Source organism: Saccharopolyspora mangrovi, from assembly GCF_035320975.1.
GTDB classification, from domain to species: domain Bacteria; phylum Actinomycetota; class Actinomycetes; order Mycobacteriales; family Pseudonocardiaceae; genus Saccharopolyspora; species Saccharopolyspora mangrovi.
In genome coordinates this window covers 58,691-72,538 of record NZ_JAWLNX010000006.1, presented here as the reverse complement: position 1 = coordinate 72,538, position 13,848 = coordinate 58,691, and the positions used below count along the sequence as shown (strand labels likewise).

15 protein-coding genes and 1 tRNA gene are annotated in these 13,848 nt (G+C 69.5%); 6 read left to right on the top strand and 10 right to left on the bottom strand.

The genetic code is table 11. The features are described 5' to 3' along the window. Window positions 1-233: 233 nt before the first annotated feature. Window positions 234-3,008, bottom strand: a complete 2,775-nt coding sequence (aceE, locus tag R4I43_RS10555; protein ID WP_324265393.1) for a pyruvate dehydrogenase (acetyl-transferring), homodimeric type — start codon at window positions 3,006-3,008, stop codon at window positions 234-236. 300 nt (window positions 3,009-3,308) lie between these two features. Between aceE and R4I43_RS10550 the strand changes: the two genes are divergently transcribed. The 3 genes from R4I43_RS10550 (at window position 3,309) to R4I43_RS10540 (ending at window position 4,498) form a co-directional block, all read left to right on the top strand. Continuing rightward, complete coding sequence (locus R4I43_RS10550; RefSeq protein WP_093420851.1) at window positions 3,309-3,743, top strand: DUF3052 domain-containing protein; 435 nt, start codon at window positions 3,309-3,311, stop codon at window positions 3,741-3,743. A 112-nt stretch (window positions 3,744-3,855) separates the two neighbouring features. Continuing rightward, window positions 3,856-4,320 (top strand): peroxiredoxin, encoded by a 465-nt coding sequence (locus R4I43_RS10545; RefSeq protein ID WP_324265392.1) that lies wholly within the window; start codon window positions 3,856-3,858, stop codon window positions 4,318-4,320. A gap of 103 nt (window positions 4,321-4,423) precedes the next feature. Beyond that, a tRNA-Val gene (locus tag R4I43_RS10540) sits at window positions 4,424-4,498 on the top strand. 247 nt (window positions 4,499-4,745) lie between these two features. Here R4I43_RS10540 and R4I43_RS10535 read toward each other — a convergent pair. From R4I43_RS10535 to R4I43_RS10520, 4 genes are all read right to left on the bottom strand, one after another. Further along, window positions 4,746-5,585 carry an alpha/beta fold hydrolase gene (locus R4I43_RS10535; RefSeq protein ID WP_324265391.1) on the bottom strand — a complete coding sequence of 280 codons (840 nt, stop codon included), beginning with the start codon at window positions 5,583-5,585 and terminating at the stop codon, window positions 4,746-4,748. A gap of 113 nt (window positions 5,586-5,698) precedes the next feature. Then, window positions 5,699-6,277, bottom strand: a complete 579-nt coding sequence (locus R4I43_RS10530) for a dihydrofolate reductase family protein (protein WP_324265390.1) — start codon at window positions 6,275-6,277, stop codon at window positions 5,699-5,701. A gap of 137 nt (window positions 6,278-6,414) precedes the next feature. Continuing rightward, window positions 6,415-6,828 carry a DUF3592 domain-containing protein gene (locus tag R4I43_RS10525; RefSeq protein ID WP_324265389.1) on the bottom strand — a complete coding sequence of 138 codons (414 nt, stop codon included), beginning with the start codon at window positions 6,826-6,828 and terminating at the stop codon, window positions 6,415-6,417. Window positions 6,829-6,963: 135 nt separating this feature from the next. After that, complete coding sequence (locus tag R4I43_RS10520; protein WP_324265388.1) at window positions 6,964-8,355, bottom strand: carotenoid oxygenase family protein; 1,392 nt, start codon at window positions 8,353-8,355, stop codon at window positions 6,964-6,966. A gap of 73 nt (window positions 8,356-8,428) precedes the next feature. Between R4I43_RS10520 and R4I43_RS10515 the strand changes: the two genes are divergently transcribed. After that, window positions 8,429-8,947 (top strand): PadR family transcriptional regulator, encoded by a 519-nt coding sequence (locus tag R4I43_RS10515; RefSeq protein WP_324265387.1) that lies wholly within the window; start codon window positions 8,429-8,431, stop codon window positions 8,945-8,947. Window positions 8,948-8,987: 40 nt separating this feature from the next. Then, on the top strand, window positions 8,988-9,533 hold the full coding sequence (locus R4I43_RS10510; protein ID WP_324265386.1) for a putative immunity protein: 546 nt from the start codon (window positions 8,988-8,990) through the stop codon (window positions 9,531-9,533). Between the two features lie 12 nt (window positions 9,534-9,545). On the opposite strand, the gene R4I43_RS10505 is transcribed toward R4I43_RS10510, so the two are convergent. The 5 genes from R4I43_RS10505 to R4I43_RS10485 form a co-directional block, all read right to left on the bottom strand. After that, window positions 9,546-10,178 carry a LysE family translocator gene (locus R4I43_RS10505; RefSeq protein ID WP_324265385.1) on the bottom strand — a complete coding sequence of 211 codons (633 nt, stop codon included), beginning with the start codon at window positions 10,176-10,178 and terminating at the stop codon, window positions 9,546-9,548. A 109-nt stretch (window positions 10,179-10,287) separates the two neighbouring features. After that, the gene (locus R4I43_RS10500) at window positions 10,288-11,055 is read right to left on the bottom strand and encodes a 2-phosphosulfolactate phosphatase (protein WP_324265384.1); all 768 of its coding nucleotides are present in this window, start codon (window positions 11,053-11,055) and stop codon (window positions 10,288-10,290) included. A 97-nt stretch (window positions 11,056-11,152) separates the two neighbouring features. After that, a complete protein-coding gene (locus R4I43_RS10495) occupies window positions 11,153-11,641 on the bottom strand; it encodes a DUF1059 domain-containing protein (RefSeq protein ID WP_324265383.1) in 489 nt (162 codons plus the stop codon). After that, window positions 11,604-12,089 (bottom strand): class I SAM-dependent methyltransferase, encoded by a 486-nt coding sequence (locus R4I43_RS10490; RefSeq protein ID WP_407691228.1) that lies wholly within the window; start codon window positions 12,087-12,089, stop codon window positions 11,604-11,606. The genes R4I43_RS10495 and R4I43_RS10490 overlap by 38 nt, the downstream gene beginning before the upstream one ends. Further along, entirely contained in the window at window positions 11,974-13,146 is a 1,173-nt protein-coding gene (locus tag R4I43_RS10485) for a DMT family transporter (protein ID WP_407691226.1), read from the bottom strand. The genes R4I43_RS10490 and R4I43_RS10485 overlap by 116 nt, the downstream gene beginning before the upstream one ends. Before the next feature lie 64 nt (window positions 13,147-13,210). Between R4I43_RS10485 and R4I43_RS10480 the strand changes: the two genes are divergently transcribed. Further along, entirely contained in the window at window positions 13,211-13,786 is a 576-nt protein-coding gene (locus R4I43_RS10480) for a TetR/AcrR family transcriptional regulator (protein WP_324265381.1), read from the top strand. Window positions 13,787-13,848: the final 62 nt, after the last annotated feature.

Sequence of the window (13,848 nt, the reverse complement as noted above, 5' to 3'; positions counted from 1 at the left end):
CACACCCCATTCCACCCGCACCCCGCCCTGAAGCCGGTTTCACACCCCCACCGGTCGAACCCTCGCCCACGCGGAGTTCGGGATTTCAATGGAAGTCGTGACCCTGATTTCAAGGGAAATCGGGAACCCGACTTCCATTGAAATCCCGTCGACCACCGCGGGGCCGCATGACGAAAGCCCCGGTGCCTCCGCGATGGTGGGAGGGACCGGGGCCTTCGGGGGAGTGACCGGGGTCAGGCGACTCCGGGGTCCGACGTCTGCGGGCCTGCGGCTTGGACGTCGTCGATGCGGTACTTGCGGGCCGCCTCGACCACCGTGGACTGGTCCACCTGGCCGGTGCGGGCCAGGGCCGCGAGGGTCGCGACGACCGTGGATTCGGCGTCGACCAGGAACACCCGCCGAGCCGCCGGGCGGGTGTCGGAGAAGCCGAACCCGTCCGCGCCGAGGCTGACCATCTCGCCCGGCACCCACGGCCGGATCAGGTCCGGCACGGCCCGCATCCAGTCGCTGACCGCCACGACCGGGCCTTCGGCCTGCGACAACGCGCGCGTCACGTACGGCACCTGCGGTTCGGCACCCGGGTTGAGCAGGTTGTGCCGGTCGACCTGCTCGGCCTCCCGGCGCAGCAGCGCCCACGACGTCGCCGACCACACGTCGGCCCGCACGCCCCAGTCCTCGGCCAGCAGCCGGGCGGCCTTGAGCACCTCCGGCAGCAGAACGCCTGAACCCATCAGCTGGGCGCGCGGACCGGACCCGGCGGGCGCGGCCTGGTACCGGTAGAGACCGCGCAGCAACCCGTCCACGTCCAGGTCGGACGGTTCGGCCGGCTGCTGGTACGGCTCGTTGTAGACGGTCAGGTAGTAGAAGACGTTCTCGGCGTTCTCGCCGAACATCCGCCGCAGACCGTCCTTGACGATGTGCGCGACCTCGAACGCCCACGCCGGGTCGTAGGCCACGACCGCCGGGTTCGTCGCGGCGATGAGCTGCGAGTGCCCGTCGGCGTGCTGCAGCCCCTCACCGGTCAGCGTCGTCCGGCCCGCGGTGGCGCCCAGCACGAAACCGCGCGCCATCTGGTCGGCCGCCGCCCAGAACCCGTCGCCGGTGCGCTGGAAGCCGAACATCGAGTAGAAGATGTAGACCGGGATCATCGGCTCGCCGTGCGTGGCGTAGCTGGTGCCCGCGGCCGTGAACGAGGCGGTGGATCCGGCCTCGTTGATGCCCTCGTGCATGATCTGCCCGGATTCGCTCTCCCGGTAGGCCAGCATCAGCTGGTAGTCCACCGGCGTGTAGAGCTGGCCGTGCGGGTTGTAGATCTTCTGCGACGGGAACATCGAGTCCATGCCGAAGGTCCGCGCCTCGTCCGGGATGATCGGCACGATCCGGCCGCCGATCTCGGAGTCCTTGGCCAGGTCCTTGAGCAGCCGGACGAACGCCATCGTCGTGGCGACCTCCTGCTTGCCGGAGCCCTTGCGGATCACCTCGTAGACCTTGTCGCCGGGCAGCACCAGCGGCTTGGGCTTGGCCCGCCGTTCCGGCAGGTAGCCGCCCAGCTGGCGGCGGCGGTCCTGCAGGTACTGGATCTCCGGCGAGTCCTGACCGGGGTGGTAGTAGGGCGGCTCGTACGGGTCGAGCCGCTCGTCGGAGATCGGGATCCGCAGGCTGTCGCGGAACAGCTTGAGGTCGTCCAGCGTCAGCTTCTTCATCTGGTGGGTGGCGTTGCGGCCCTCGAAGTGCGGGCCGAGGCCGTAGCCCTTGATCGTCTTGGCCAGGATGACCGTCGGCTGCCCGTGGTGCTCGGTGGCCGCCTTGTAGGCCGCGTAGACCTTGCGGTAGTCGTGGCCGCCTCGACGCAGACCCCAGATCTCGGCGTCGGTGAGGTGCTTGACCATCTCCTTGGTGCGCGGGTCGCGGCCGAAGAAGTGCTCGCGCACGAACGCGCCGTCGTTGGCCTTGTAGGTCTGGTAGTCGCCGTCCGGGGTGGTGTTCATCAGGTTGACCAGCGCCCCGTCGCGGTCGGCGTGCAGCAGCGAGTCCCACTCGCGGCCCCACACGACCTTGATCACGTTCCAGCCGGCACCGCGGAAGAACGCCTCCAGCTCCTGGACGATCTTGCCGTTGCCGCGCACCGGCCCGTCGAGCTGCTGCAGGTTGCAGTTGACCACGAACGTCAGGTTGTCCAGGCCCTCGTTGGCGGCCACGTGCAGCAGGCCGCGCGACTCGGGTTCGTTCATCTCGCCGTCGCCGAGGAACGCCCACACCCGCTGCTGCGAGGTGTCGGCGATGCCCCGGTCGTGCAGGTAGCGGTTGAACCGCGCCTGGAAGATCGCGTTCATCGGGCCGAGGCCCATCGACACGGTCGGGAACTCCCAGAAGTCCGGCATCAGCCGCGGGTGCGGGTAGGACGGCAGACCGCCACCAGCCCCGGCGTGCGAGTGCTCCTGGCGGAACCCGTCGAGCTGGTGCTCGGTGAGCCTTCCCTCCAGGAACGCCCGCGCGTAGATGCCGGGGGAGGCGTGGCCCTGGATGTAGAGGTGGTCACCGCCGCCGGGGTGGTCCTTGCCGCGGAAGAACCAGTTGAAGCCGACCTCGTAGAGGCTCGCCGAGGACGCGAAGGACGAGATGTGCCCGCCGACGCCGATGCCCGGCCGCTGGGCGCGGTGCACCATCATCGCCGCGTTCCAGCGCATCCACGCCCGGTAGCGGCGCTCGGTCTCCTCGTCGCCGGGGAACCACGGCTCCTGCTCGGTGGGGATGGTGTTGACGTAGTCCGTGCTGGTCAGCGAGGGGACGCCGACACCGGTCTCGCGGGCGCGCTGCAGCAGGCGCAGCATGAGGTAGCGGGCTCGCTGCTGCCCGTTGGCCGACAGCACCGAATCGAAGGACTGCAGCCACTCGTCGGTCTCCTGCGGGTCGATGTCGGGCAGGTGGGAGGCCAGGCCCTCCCGGATCACCCGGACCCGCTGGGCGGAGACGGCGTCGTGGGTGGCGTCGTTGTTGAGCGCGGACAAGGGAACTCCTCGACTACGTCGGGATTCGTGGCAGGGTGTGACGCCGGACGTGACGTCCGACACCACCATGTTCCCCCATGTTCGCCCCCGGTGGGTGCACGTGAAACCGAACAACGATGCACCGCAGGCTGTTGGTGCGGGCGAAGCCGGTCTAGAGTCGGACATCAACGCGTTGCTACGGCGTGTCGTACGCCTAGCAGTTGCGCCGGTAGCGGTCCGCAGTGTTCGCTATCGGCCAGGTTTGAAAGTCGTGCGGGGCCAGAGGTCACCGCACCGGTGCATTGGAGGAGTGAGCAAACCGTGGTCGCCGCGGGAGACGCCGGTAAAGGCGAAGCCGACGTCGCCGAGAGGCTCGACATCGAGCCGGAGATGGTTGTCCAGGAAATCGGCTGGGACGAGGACGTCGACGACGATGTCCGGGCCTCGATCGAGGAGCGTTGCGGGAGCGATCTGCTCGACGAAGATGCCGACGAAGTGGTCGATGTCGTGTTGCTGTGGTGGCGCGAAGACGATGGCGACCTCACGGACACGCTTCTCGATGTGATGACGCCCCTGTCCGACGACGGGGTCATCTGGGTGATGACCCCCAAGACCGGCCGAGACGGATACGTCGAACCGGCCGACATCGCCGAGGCCGCCTCAACGGCGAACCTGGCGCAGACCGCGAACGCCAGCGTCAGCGAAGGCTGGATGGGAACCCGGCTGGCATACCGCCGGGCCAAGGCCCGTCGCTGACCGGTTCGCACGTTTCGAACCGTGGGCACCGATGTCGCCATCGGTGCCCACGTTCGTCGCGCGGGTGTAGGTTCGGCCGGGACAAGGTCATGTCGAACAGGAGGGTGCGCTCATGACTGTTGAGGTCGGTGCACAGGCGCCGGACTTCACGTTGCCCGACTACAACAAGGAAAAGGTCTCGCTGGCCGATTTCCGGGGCAAGAAGAACGTCCTGCTGGTTTTCTACCCGTTCGCGTTCAGCGGCGTCTGCCAGGGCGAGCTGTGCCAGGTCCGCGACGACCTGAGCGACTTCCAGAACGACGAGGTGCAGGTCATCGGCGTCTCGGTGGACACGCCGTTCTCGCTGAAGGCCTGGGCCGAGCAGCAGGGCTACACCTTCCCGCTGCTGTCGGACTTCTGGCCGCACGGTGAGACCGCCAAGGCCTACGGCGTGTTCAACGACGCCGCTGGCATGGCCAACCGCGGCACGTTCCTCATCGACACCGAGGGCAAGGTCCGCTTCGCCGAGGTCAACCAGCCCGGCGAAGCCCGCGACCAGAACGTCTGGAAGAAGGCCCTGGCGGAACTCACCGCCTGAGCCTCTCAACCGGCACAGGTGGTCGACCGGCCAAGAATCCGGGCACGACACCCCGGTATCCTCATCGGGGTGTTGTTCCGGCCCAGCCGATCGACCACCACCAGGGCGCATAGCTCAGCGGAAGAGCACTTGCCTTACAAGCAAGGGGTCGTTGGTTCGAACCCAACTGCGCCCACCAACAGGTGATCTCGCCCCTCTCGCACTCGCAGGCGGCTGCTCGGTGCTCGCCGGGAGCGGGCCACGCGGACCTTTCCGTCGTCTTCCAGGGCCACCACGCCGCAGGGATCAGCTGCCAGCGCAGCCAGCAGCGCCTGGACGGCCTCATCGGCGGCCGAGCGGCTTCGGAACTCCCCAAGTCGACCGAACCGCGCTGAGTTCCGGGACGTTACCGACGAGGCGGGCGAAGCGGAGCGAAAGCACTCGGATCACAGGGCCAGCATGGCCGTCGCGACTTCCTCTGCGGCCGCGTCGGGGATGGCTGTCGAGGCGTGTTCGAGCACGTGGAGTTGGGCGCGGGGGATCTCGCGTGCGAGTACTTCGCCGTTGCCGACCGGGAAGAACGGGTCGTGGCGACCGTGCACGACCAGCGTCGGCAGCGTGAGCTCCGGGAGCCGCTCGCGCCAGCGCGGCTCGCAGTCCAGCTTCGCGAAGACCACGCCCAGCTGGTTGGCCAGCTGCACCGCGGGCAGCGTGCCAGGTGTGCGGTCCCAGGTGCGTTCGGCGAGTCGCCGAGCGGCGGCGGGGTCGTTGCCGAGGATCGCCGCGCCTTCGGCGGCGTGCTCAGCCACCGCGTCCCGGTCGGACCAGTCGGGCATGGGACGCGAGAACAGCCGGCCCATCGTCGCCGCGTCGTGGTCGGGCAGATCCTCGTCGACCGGGCCTGGAGCGACAGGCCGCGTCCCGGCGAGGGTGAGCGCGGAGAAGGTCCCCGGGTGGTCGAGCGCGGCGACCTGGGCGACCATCCCGCCCACACCGATGCCCGCCAGGTGCGCCGGCCGGTCGTCGAGCGCGCGGGCCAGCGCTGCGGCATCGGCCGCGAGATCGCGCAGCGTGTACGCCGGTGCCTCGGGATCGACGGTGGTCGAGGAACCGGAATCACGCAGGTCGTAGCGCACGACATGACGCCCGCCGCGCGCGAGCGACTCGCAGAGCGAGTCGTGCCACGAGAGCATCGTCGTGCTACCCGCGCACAGGACGAGCGGCGCCTCCACGTCGCCGAAGTGCTCGACACCGAGCACCACACCGTTCGCCTCGACTGCCGTCATCACACCCACCCTCCAGGTCGTGGTTCGGGACCCCATTCCTTCTCAGGGATCGACTTCCGGCGGAAGGAAAACTCATCGGACCGACGCTCTTGCGCGGTTCGGCCTGGCCGCGCTCAGCCGTGGCGGCTGGGGCGATAGGTGAGTTCTTGGATGTCGTTGTCGAGGGTTCTGCGCTCGATCAGGGACAGGTCGAAATCGGCTGCGTTGCGGAAGATCGGGTCGAGTCCGGTCTGGCCGGTGATCACGGGAAAGAGCGTGACCTGGATGCGGTCGACCAGTCCGGCGGCCATCAGCGCGCGGTTCATCGAGAGGCTGCCGTGCGAGCGCAGCGGGACCTCGGACTGCTCCTTGAGGCGGGCGACGACCTCGACGGCGTCACCGCGGGCGATCGTCGCGTCGGGCCAGTCGAGAGGTTCTTCCAGCGTGTTCGACACGATCGTCGCCGGCGTGGTCCGCATCCGGGTCACCCAGGCATCGCGCACGTCGGAGTCCTCGTCGCTCTCGGCCAGCATCTGCGCGAACACCCGGTAGGTGTTCGCGCCGAAGACCATCCGCTGCTCCTCGTCGTACAGCGCGAGGCGGTGCGCGAGGAGTTCGGGGCCTTGCTTGCCCCAGTAGCCGGTCCAATCACCTCCGGCGGCGCCGAAGCCGTCGAGGCTGGAGAAGACGTCGAACGTGTAGGTCGCGGTCATGAGGACCCCTCCGGGCGCGGTTCCATCTCTGTCGGTGATGGAGACCAGCGACCCACCCGAGACTCATCGCTCGAGCACCGGGATGCAGCGAGGGGCGGTTGGTTCGATCTCGACTGCGGCCACCACTTGCCTCCGGGTCAGCCGGTCAGGCCGTGGAGGCCCGCTGCGACGGACCACAGCCCCAGGGCCAGGAGCACCGCCGAGATGGGCAGCAGGACGTACAGCCAGGTCATGGACGACGCTTCGCTGCGTTCCGGGTTGTCGGGGTCGTACATGACCGCGATCTGGCTCTTGCGGCGAGGTGCTCGGAGCCAGGGCGTGTCGGTGCCGCTGCGCTGCTGTCCCGTCGCGTCGACGTAGCGGTAGCGGACAGCGGTGCGCGTCTCCCCGTTGGTCTGCCGCCGCGTCTTCACCGACGTCACTGTCCCGGTGACGTGGGTCCAGCCGCGGTGCCGCGCGCGGGTGCGCAGCAGCATGACGGCGACGAGGGGGAAGTGCGGTACGAGGACGACGCCGAGCCCGATGTAGAACCACGCCTCGTCGGTCCCCATGCCGCTCCGATCCCGAGGGCCGCCCCGCCGGCCACGCGTGCTGTTTCCGGACACCCTAGCCCGCCGCGTGGAACCGAGATCTCGACGTGCTCGGGCAGGTCTGCTGACGGCACGTCGACGGGTCGGCCCGGCGGTCTAAGCCCTGCTGAACTGGCCGTGGAAGTGGTAGGGGATGTGGTGCGGCACGGTTGCGCGGGCCAGGGGGTGCAGCGAGCCGGCGTCGAGGACCAGCATGGTGGAGTGGCCGCGCTGGGCGTCGAGCACGACGGACAGCAGGACTCCGTCGTCTTCCTCCGCAGCGCCCGGGCGGCCGACGAAGACCGGTTCGCTCGGGTACTGGTCCGGTTCGTGCCAGGTCAGCGATGATCCGTCCGAGGTGTCGATCTTGACGATCTCGTCGATCCAGCCGAGGCGGGTGCCGGTTCCCCAGACGTAGCGGTGGGGCTGCCTCGCGCGGTGACCGTTGATGCGCGGCAGCTCGATGGTGGCGTCGCCGATCTGCTCGGAACTGACGCCGTTCCCGCTCAGCCGCAGGCGTGTGAGGTGCGACCGCGAGATGCGCTGCGCGTCGTCGCGCATGATCTCGTGCATGCGGTCGATGTAGAGGTCCTGGATGATCTGCGCGTCCGGGTAGGCGCACAGGTCCACCACCACGTCGCCGCCGTCGTCGTAGGCGTTGACGTGGTGGAAGGCGAAGAACGGTTCGAGCGTGCGCCGAGCACCGACCTCCCCGCTGCGGCGGTCGACGAGCGTGACGCGGGTGCCGCGCTCCGGTTCCCAGCGGTAGTTCTCGATGAACGGCTTCCCGGAGAACACCATCGCCGCCGGTTCCACCACGAGCGGGAACTCGACGAGCACGAACCAGCGCTCGGTCATCCCGAACGAGTGCATGTACGAGGGATTTCGGACCGGGACGGACGCCAGGACCTCGGTGCCCCGGTCGTCGACGCGGTAGAAGCGGTAGGAGCTGCGCGGCCCCAGCTTGGCCGCGTAGTTGAGCATCGCGCCGGACTCGTAGTGCGGGTGCGCGGTGGTGAGCTGCCCCGGAGCTCGGTACGGGACGCCCGCGGTTTCCAGCGTGTGCTGGTCGAACTCGACCGGGATGGAGCTCTCGGTCAGCGCGACGAACCGCTCGCCGAGCTTGGCGACGTTGACGTTGGCGTTGTCCGTGACCGCGCCCGAGAAGGCGGACTGGATGCGCTGGAAGATCGAGCGGCACGGGTCGGTGGCGAACTGGCCGTAGGTGAGCTTCCCGGCCTTCTCGGCGGAGCGGTGGGTCCGGGTCTCGAGGTGCTTGTTCGCGTACGACACCGTGCCGTCGTGGACGGTGAAGCTGTGCAGCATCGCCAGCCCGTCGAACCAGTGGCGCAGCGCCGTGCTTCCCGCGTGCCACGTCGTCGGGCCTGTGCGCAGCAGATTTCCGGAGAGCCATGAGGGGATCTCGCCCTCGACGGGCAGCGCGTCAACGGTGATCTCGTCGTCGAGCGCGGCGAGCCCCAGTTCGGCGGTGGGCTGAGTGGTGACCATGTCCTTCACCTCGAATGATTCGAGTCGAATGGTTCGTTCCGAACGATTCGAAAGGTACGGTAGGGTGTCCGACATGTCAACGGTTCGCCTCACGAACGCGTCGTACGTGGTCCTGGGCCTGATCGAGGTGTTCCAGCCCGCCACCGCCTACGACCTCAAGCGGGTGGCCGGGCAGAGCGTGGTGAACTTCTGGTCGCTGCCGCACACGCAGCTCTACAGCGAAACCTCCCGCCTGGCCGAAGCCGGGCTGCTCAACGAAGAGCGGGAGGAGTCCGGTCGCCGCAGGCGCAGCTACACGCTCAGCGAGGAAGGGCAGGCGGAGCTGGACCGCTGGCGGGCCGAACCGGTGAAGAGCCTCTTCGAGGTCCACGACCCGGCGACGCTCAAGCTGTTCTTCGGCGCCGATCCGGCCACCCTGGCGGCCGACCAGATCGCGCTGCACGAGGAGAAGCTGCGCGAGTACGAGGAAACCCGCGCGAACCTGGCCGAGGGCACGCCGCGCGGCATCGCCCTGGCCCTGGAGATGGGGATCGGCCTCGAACGCCACTTCCTCGACTTCTGGCGCGCAGCGACGGAGCAACAACGCACCTGACATCACCTCGAGGGCGAGGGCGGCTGGCAGCATGAGGGACATGAGGATCAGTCCTGGCGATGTCGCCTTGAGCGTCGGCGACCTCCGGGTGGTCGCTCGCTACGCCGCCGAGAGCGCGGAGGAGGTTCTGCCCCTCTTCGAGCAGGACCGTCCTGATGACCGAAGGCCTCGTGCGGCGCTCGAAGCCGCCTGGGTCTTCGCTGATGGCGCTGATCGGACTCGACTGCAGCGAATCACGGCCGTGGATGCGCACCGGGCCGCCAAGGACGCCGCTGCTGAAGCCGCGCAGCATGCCGCGCGCGCCGCCGGTGATGCTGCTGCCGCCGCGTACTTGCACCCCCTCGCCCGAGCAACCCAGGTCCACCACATCCTCCGCGCCGCCGCCCATGCGGCCCGGGCGACCGAGCTGGCCGCCGGAGGCGATCTTGGCGTGGGCGACCAGCACATCGAGCTGGCCCAGCAGCGCGCGACCCCGGTCCTCGTCGACGTCCTCGGCCGCTATCCCGAGGCACCGACCGGAAGGAGCCGGGTCGCCGAGCTCATGAAGACCTTGGACACCTCCCTGAGAGCTGGTTGCCGAAGGTGAGGCGAGCGCCGATCAGTTCTGGAGGGCGAGGCCTGCGCCGAGGGCGATGAGGGCTGCTGCCGAGGTGCCGGTGATGGTGCGCTGGACCTTTCGGCGTTGCAGCCAGGTTTGGACCCGGCCGAGGATCGCGATGAGCAGGACGTACCAGGTCAGCGAGAGGAGGCAGAACAGCGCTGCGAGCAGGGCGTGCTGGGCCAGCGTGGGCACGCCCGGCAAGGTGAACTGCGGGAACAGGGCGAGGTAGAAGGCGGCGACCTTGGGGTTGAGGAGGTTGCTGAGCAGGCCCTGCCGGAACGCGTGACCACGGGGGAGTTGCGGCCGCGCGGGCACGTTCTCGGGACCGCGGGGTGCTTCGTCCCGGCGGGTGAGGCTGATCAGTGCGCGAACGCCCAGGTAGATCAGGTAGGTCGCACCCGCGAGGCGAATCGCGTTGTAGAGCGGCCCGGAGGCCTGCAGGAGCGCGGTGAGACCGGCGACCGCAGCCGTGGCGAGGATCGTGTTGCCCGTCATGATCCCGCTGGCCGTGGCCGCGGCACCCGAACGACCGGCAACAGCGGCGTTGCGCAGCAGCAGCGCCAAGTCGGGACCCGGAACGACGATCACGGCCAAGCACGCACCGATGAACGCCAACAACTGCCCTGACACCTGGTTCCCCCTCAGCACTGATTCCCGCGCGGCCGTTCCATGTTCCACGACCCATCAGCGACCCCAGCCCCAGACGTCCCCCGCTGTTCTCCGGGTCACGTCGCTCCGGTCACGGGGGTGCTGGGCGGAAGCTCCGCCCTGAGAGCGCGGGAACGGCGTCGCTGCGGTTGAGCTCGGCGGCCACGTCGACGTCGTGGCCGTAGTCGGCTGCGGCCAGTTCTCGACCGCTGGTCGAAGCGCGGAGTTGGCGCGGGAGATCGCCGGAGACGTGCTCGAACGACGCGATCGCCGCTTGCGCTTCCGGGGAGATGGAGCCGAAACCGTGGTCGCGCAGCGCGGCGAGGTAAGCACCCGCGCCCCACAGGTCTTCCACCGCACGACGGAGTCCGCCCTGCGGCCACTGCTCACCGGCGGCCACGACCGCGACACCGCACGCGTCGTCGCCTGCCAGGCGCGCGGCGGTCCACTTCGCCGCGGCGATCGAGTTCCGCAACGACACACCGATCACCGTGCCGTCCAGGTTCGCCATCGACTGCGCGATCGTCGAGCCGTTCGGAGACGGCAGGACCAACCGCCGGACACCGCTGGCCTCGCGCACCGTCGCCGGGGACAGGCTCACCTCTCCGGGTCGTGCCTGCGACCGGCCCACCGCCAGGACCGCGCCGTGCTGCGCCGCGAACCGGGCTGCCGACTCGTCACGCCATCGGTGGGGGAAGACTTCGACACCGCAGTCCATCGCGACGGTCAGTGTCGTGGTGAACGAGAGAACATCGACGACGGCGATCACCCACGACCGCTCCGCGATCTCGTGAGCGCCCGACAGCCCCCACTCGAAACGAAGACGACAACCGTCCTGCCGGTGCGGGTTTCCGCTCATGCAGCTGATCTTCGTGCCTCGCCGGGGCGCAGTCCACCGGCCCGATGGCCCGAAGCGCGCGGCTCGCTCCGGGCGCTTCGGGCCGGGCCTACCTCGGTCAGAGTGCTTCGGCGCGGACGACGTCGAGGTTGTGGAAGGTCGGTTCGCCCTCGCAGAGGTTGCGCATCCGCTGGGAGAGCTCGTCGGTCTCGGGCAGGTGTGAGTTGCGGACCGCCTCGTCGTAGGAGGGGAATTCGACGAACTCGTAGTACCTGTCCGGCTGCTCGTGATCGTGCGTGAGCACGGCGCGGGTGGCCGTTCGCTTGCCGCCGGTGCGTTCCTCCCACTCGTCCATCAGCCTGCTCAGCTCGTCGGGTCGGCTCGTCTTGAACTCGATGAGCTGCACGAACTCCATGCCGGTCGGTGCGGTCTCGTCCTCCAGCGTGGTGCGGATCTGCTCGCGCAGTTCCGGCGTGTCGTCGTGCCCGTGCGAGGACGCCGCGTGCTCGGCGGCCGCGCGCACGACCTCCTCCTTCTCACCGATGATCGTCAGCGAGCAGTTGATCTCGCTAGGCGTTCTCCTGCAGTCCGCTACTTTCCGCGTCATCGTGCTCTCCTCCTCGGGTCGTCCCCAACAGCCACGCGAACTCGCGCGCGTACTGCGGAACGGGGTGCGTTGCGACGCCCTGCACCAGCGGAGACCGGGGGTGCCCGCGGGGCCGCGACCAGTTGACGTCGTGCGTGATGAGTCCGCTGAGCCGGAAGTGGGTCAGGACATCGACCTGCCTCGGTCCCGCGACGACGTCCAAGAACAGCAGCTGGCCCGTCCGGCGGAGCACGCGGGCGATCTCCGATGCGGCCCGGACCGGGTTCGCCGCGCGCAGCAGGGCGAACCGGCACACGACGACGTCGAAGGAGCGGTCCGGGAACGGGAGGTCTTCAGGATCGGCATCGGTCCTCTCCGCCGGGAGCGGGAGGCTCGCCTCGCGCACCTCGGCGCCCGCTCCGACGAGGGCCAGGTGGCTGAGGTGCTGGTAGGCGGGCAGCTCGCTGATCCGGCGCGCCCCGATGTCGAGCACCCGCCCCGAAGCCCGGCGCCCGGCCTGCTCGCGGAACCGCTCCATCGGCACGGGCGGCAACCACCCGAGGCGGTCGCCCAGTGCTGCACGAGACCGGCGCTTCGTCATGCCCGGAGCATCCGCTCATGTCCCCGGCAGGACCAGGGGCTTTGGTCCGCGCCTCTGCACCGCTGGACGGCGCGGCGGGGGTGCGCAGGGCCAGGACTCCGATGAGGGCGAGGACGAAGCCGGGGATCGTGGTGAGGTGCAGGGGCTGGTCGAGGGCGATCGCGCTCCAGGCCGCGGCGACCGCCGGGGTGAGGAAGAGCAGGGCGCTGACGGCGACCGACCCCGAGCGGTCCAGGACCAGCAGGTAGCAGCCGTAACCGCCGACGAACGGGAACACGACGAGGAAGACGATCGCGGTCCAGAACTGCGGGCTGGAGGGCGGGGTGAGTCCGCCGCCTGCGGTGGCGACCAGTGCGAACGCGGCCAGGGCCGCGGCCGACTGCACCGTCAGCGAATCGAGCAGGTCGTGGCCTCCGGGGCGGGGTCGGCGGTCGCCCAGCAGGGTGGCGGCCGTGAGTCCGGCCATGCCCGTGAGGACCGCGAGCACGCCCAGCGCGCCACCGCCGGCTCCGATGTCGGCGACGACCACCAGGCCGACTCCGGCGATGCCCGCGGCGAGCCCGAACGCCCTTCGGGCGCCGAGGGATTCGTGCGCGAGCCTGCTGCTGATCACGGCGACCAGCACCGGTTGCAGCGACGCGATCAGCGCGCTGGTGCCCGCCGGGACGCCCAGCGACGCGCCGTGGAAGACGCCCGAGAGGTAAACGGCCTGGCCGAGCACGCCGAGGACGATCTCGCGGGCCAGGAACGCGCGGCCGTACCGGCGGCGCCGTGCGACCGCGATGGCCAGCAGCACCGCCGCCGTGACCGCGTAGCGCCAGAACAGGCTGGTGTTGGCTGAAGCGCCGGTGTCGGCCGCCATGCCGGCGCCGACGAAACCCGAGCTCCAGAAGACCACGAAGGCGATCGGAAGAACTGCACGCATGTCGCCAAGTAACCATACCGGTCGGTATACTCGCAGTGTCCTGTTTCCAGACCTGGGAGCGACGATGGCGCGCACGGCGAACCCGGACACGCCCGCCGGCCGGAAGATCCTCGAAGTCGCCGGGGTGCTCTTCTACGAGCGGGGCATCGGCGCGGTCGGGGTCGACCTGATCGCCGAGCAGGCCGGCACCACCAAGAAGACCCTCTACGACCGCTTCGGCTCCAAGGACGCCCTGGTCGCGGCCTACCTCGAGCGTCGTGAGGAGCGTTGGGAGGAATTCCTCGAGGAGTGGATGCGCGCCCGCGGGCCGAAGTCCGGGCTCGACCGCGTGTTGGCCGTGCTCGACGCCGAGGAGGCCTGGTGGGCGGGCAGCAGGCGCGGGTGCGCGTTCGTCAACGCCCACGCCGAACTCAGCGAGGGCGACCACCCGGGCCGCGCTGTGCTGCGCGAGGGCAAGCGCCGGTCCCGCGGGAAGTTCGTCGCCCTGCTCGCCGAAGCCGGTGTCCCCGACGCCGAAACCCTCGGCGCCCGAGTGCACATGGTCTACGAAGGGGCGATGGTCAACCTCACGGTCGGGGGCATGGCCGAGGCCTTCGACGAAGCCCGGGAGGCGATCCGCGCGCTGGTCGGGGAGGGGTGAGTCAACGGTCGTCGCCGGTGGGCGGATGTGACCGGAACTGCCCCGCGTGAGCGCGTGGGGGT

What these genes read in the sequence shown, in the direction of transcription:
- R4I43_RS10545 (WP_324265392.1), top strand. Translation starts at nt 3,856, where the DNA reads ATGACTGTTGAGGTCGGTGCACAGGCGCCGGACTTCACGTTGCCCGAC.
- R4I43_RS10535 (WP_324265391.1), bottom strand. Translation starts at nt 5,585, where the DNA reads ATGACGGCAGTCGAGGCGAACGGTGTGGTGCTCGGTGTCGAGCACTTC.
- R4I43_RS10530 (WP_324265390.1), bottom strand. Translation starts at nt 6,277, where the DNA reads ATGACCGCGACCTACACGTTCGACGTCTTCTCCAGCCTCGACGGCTTC.
- R4I43_RS10525 (WP_324265389.1), bottom strand. Translation starts at nt 6,828, where the DNA reads ATGGGGACCGACGAGGCGTGGTTCTACATCGGGCTCGGCGTCGTCCTC.
- R4I43_RS10520 (WP_324265388.1), bottom strand. Translation starts at nt 8,355, where the DNA reads ATGGTCACCACTCAGCCCACCGCCGAACTGGGGCTCGCCGCGCTCGAC.
- R4I43_RS10515 (WP_324265387.1), top strand. Translation starts at nt 8,429, where the DNA reads ATGTCAACGGTTCGCCTCACGAACGCGTCGTACGTGGTCCTGGGCCTG.
- R4I43_RS10510 (WP_324265386.1), top strand. Translation starts at nt 8,988, where the DNA reads ATGAGGATCAGTCCTGGCGATGTCGCCTTGAGCGTCGGCGACCTCCGG.
- R4I43_RS10500 (WP_324265384.1), bottom strand. Translation starts at nt 11,055, where the DNA reads ATGAGCGGAAACCCGCACCGGCAGGACGGTTGTCGTCTTCGTTTCGAG.
- R4I43_RS10495 (WP_324265383.1), bottom strand. Translation starts at nt 11,641, where the DNA reads ATGACGCGGAAAGTAGCGGACTGCAGGAGAACGCCTAGCGAGATCAAC.
- R4I43_RS10485 (WP_407691226.1), bottom strand. Translation starts at nt 13,146, where the DNA reads ATGCGTGCAGTTCTTCCGATCGCCTTCGTGGTCTTCTGGAGCTCGGGT.
- R4I43_RS10480 (WP_324265381.1), top strand. Translation starts at nt 13,211, where the DNA reads ATGGCGCGCACGGCGAACCCGGACACGCCCGCCGGCCGGAAGATCCTC.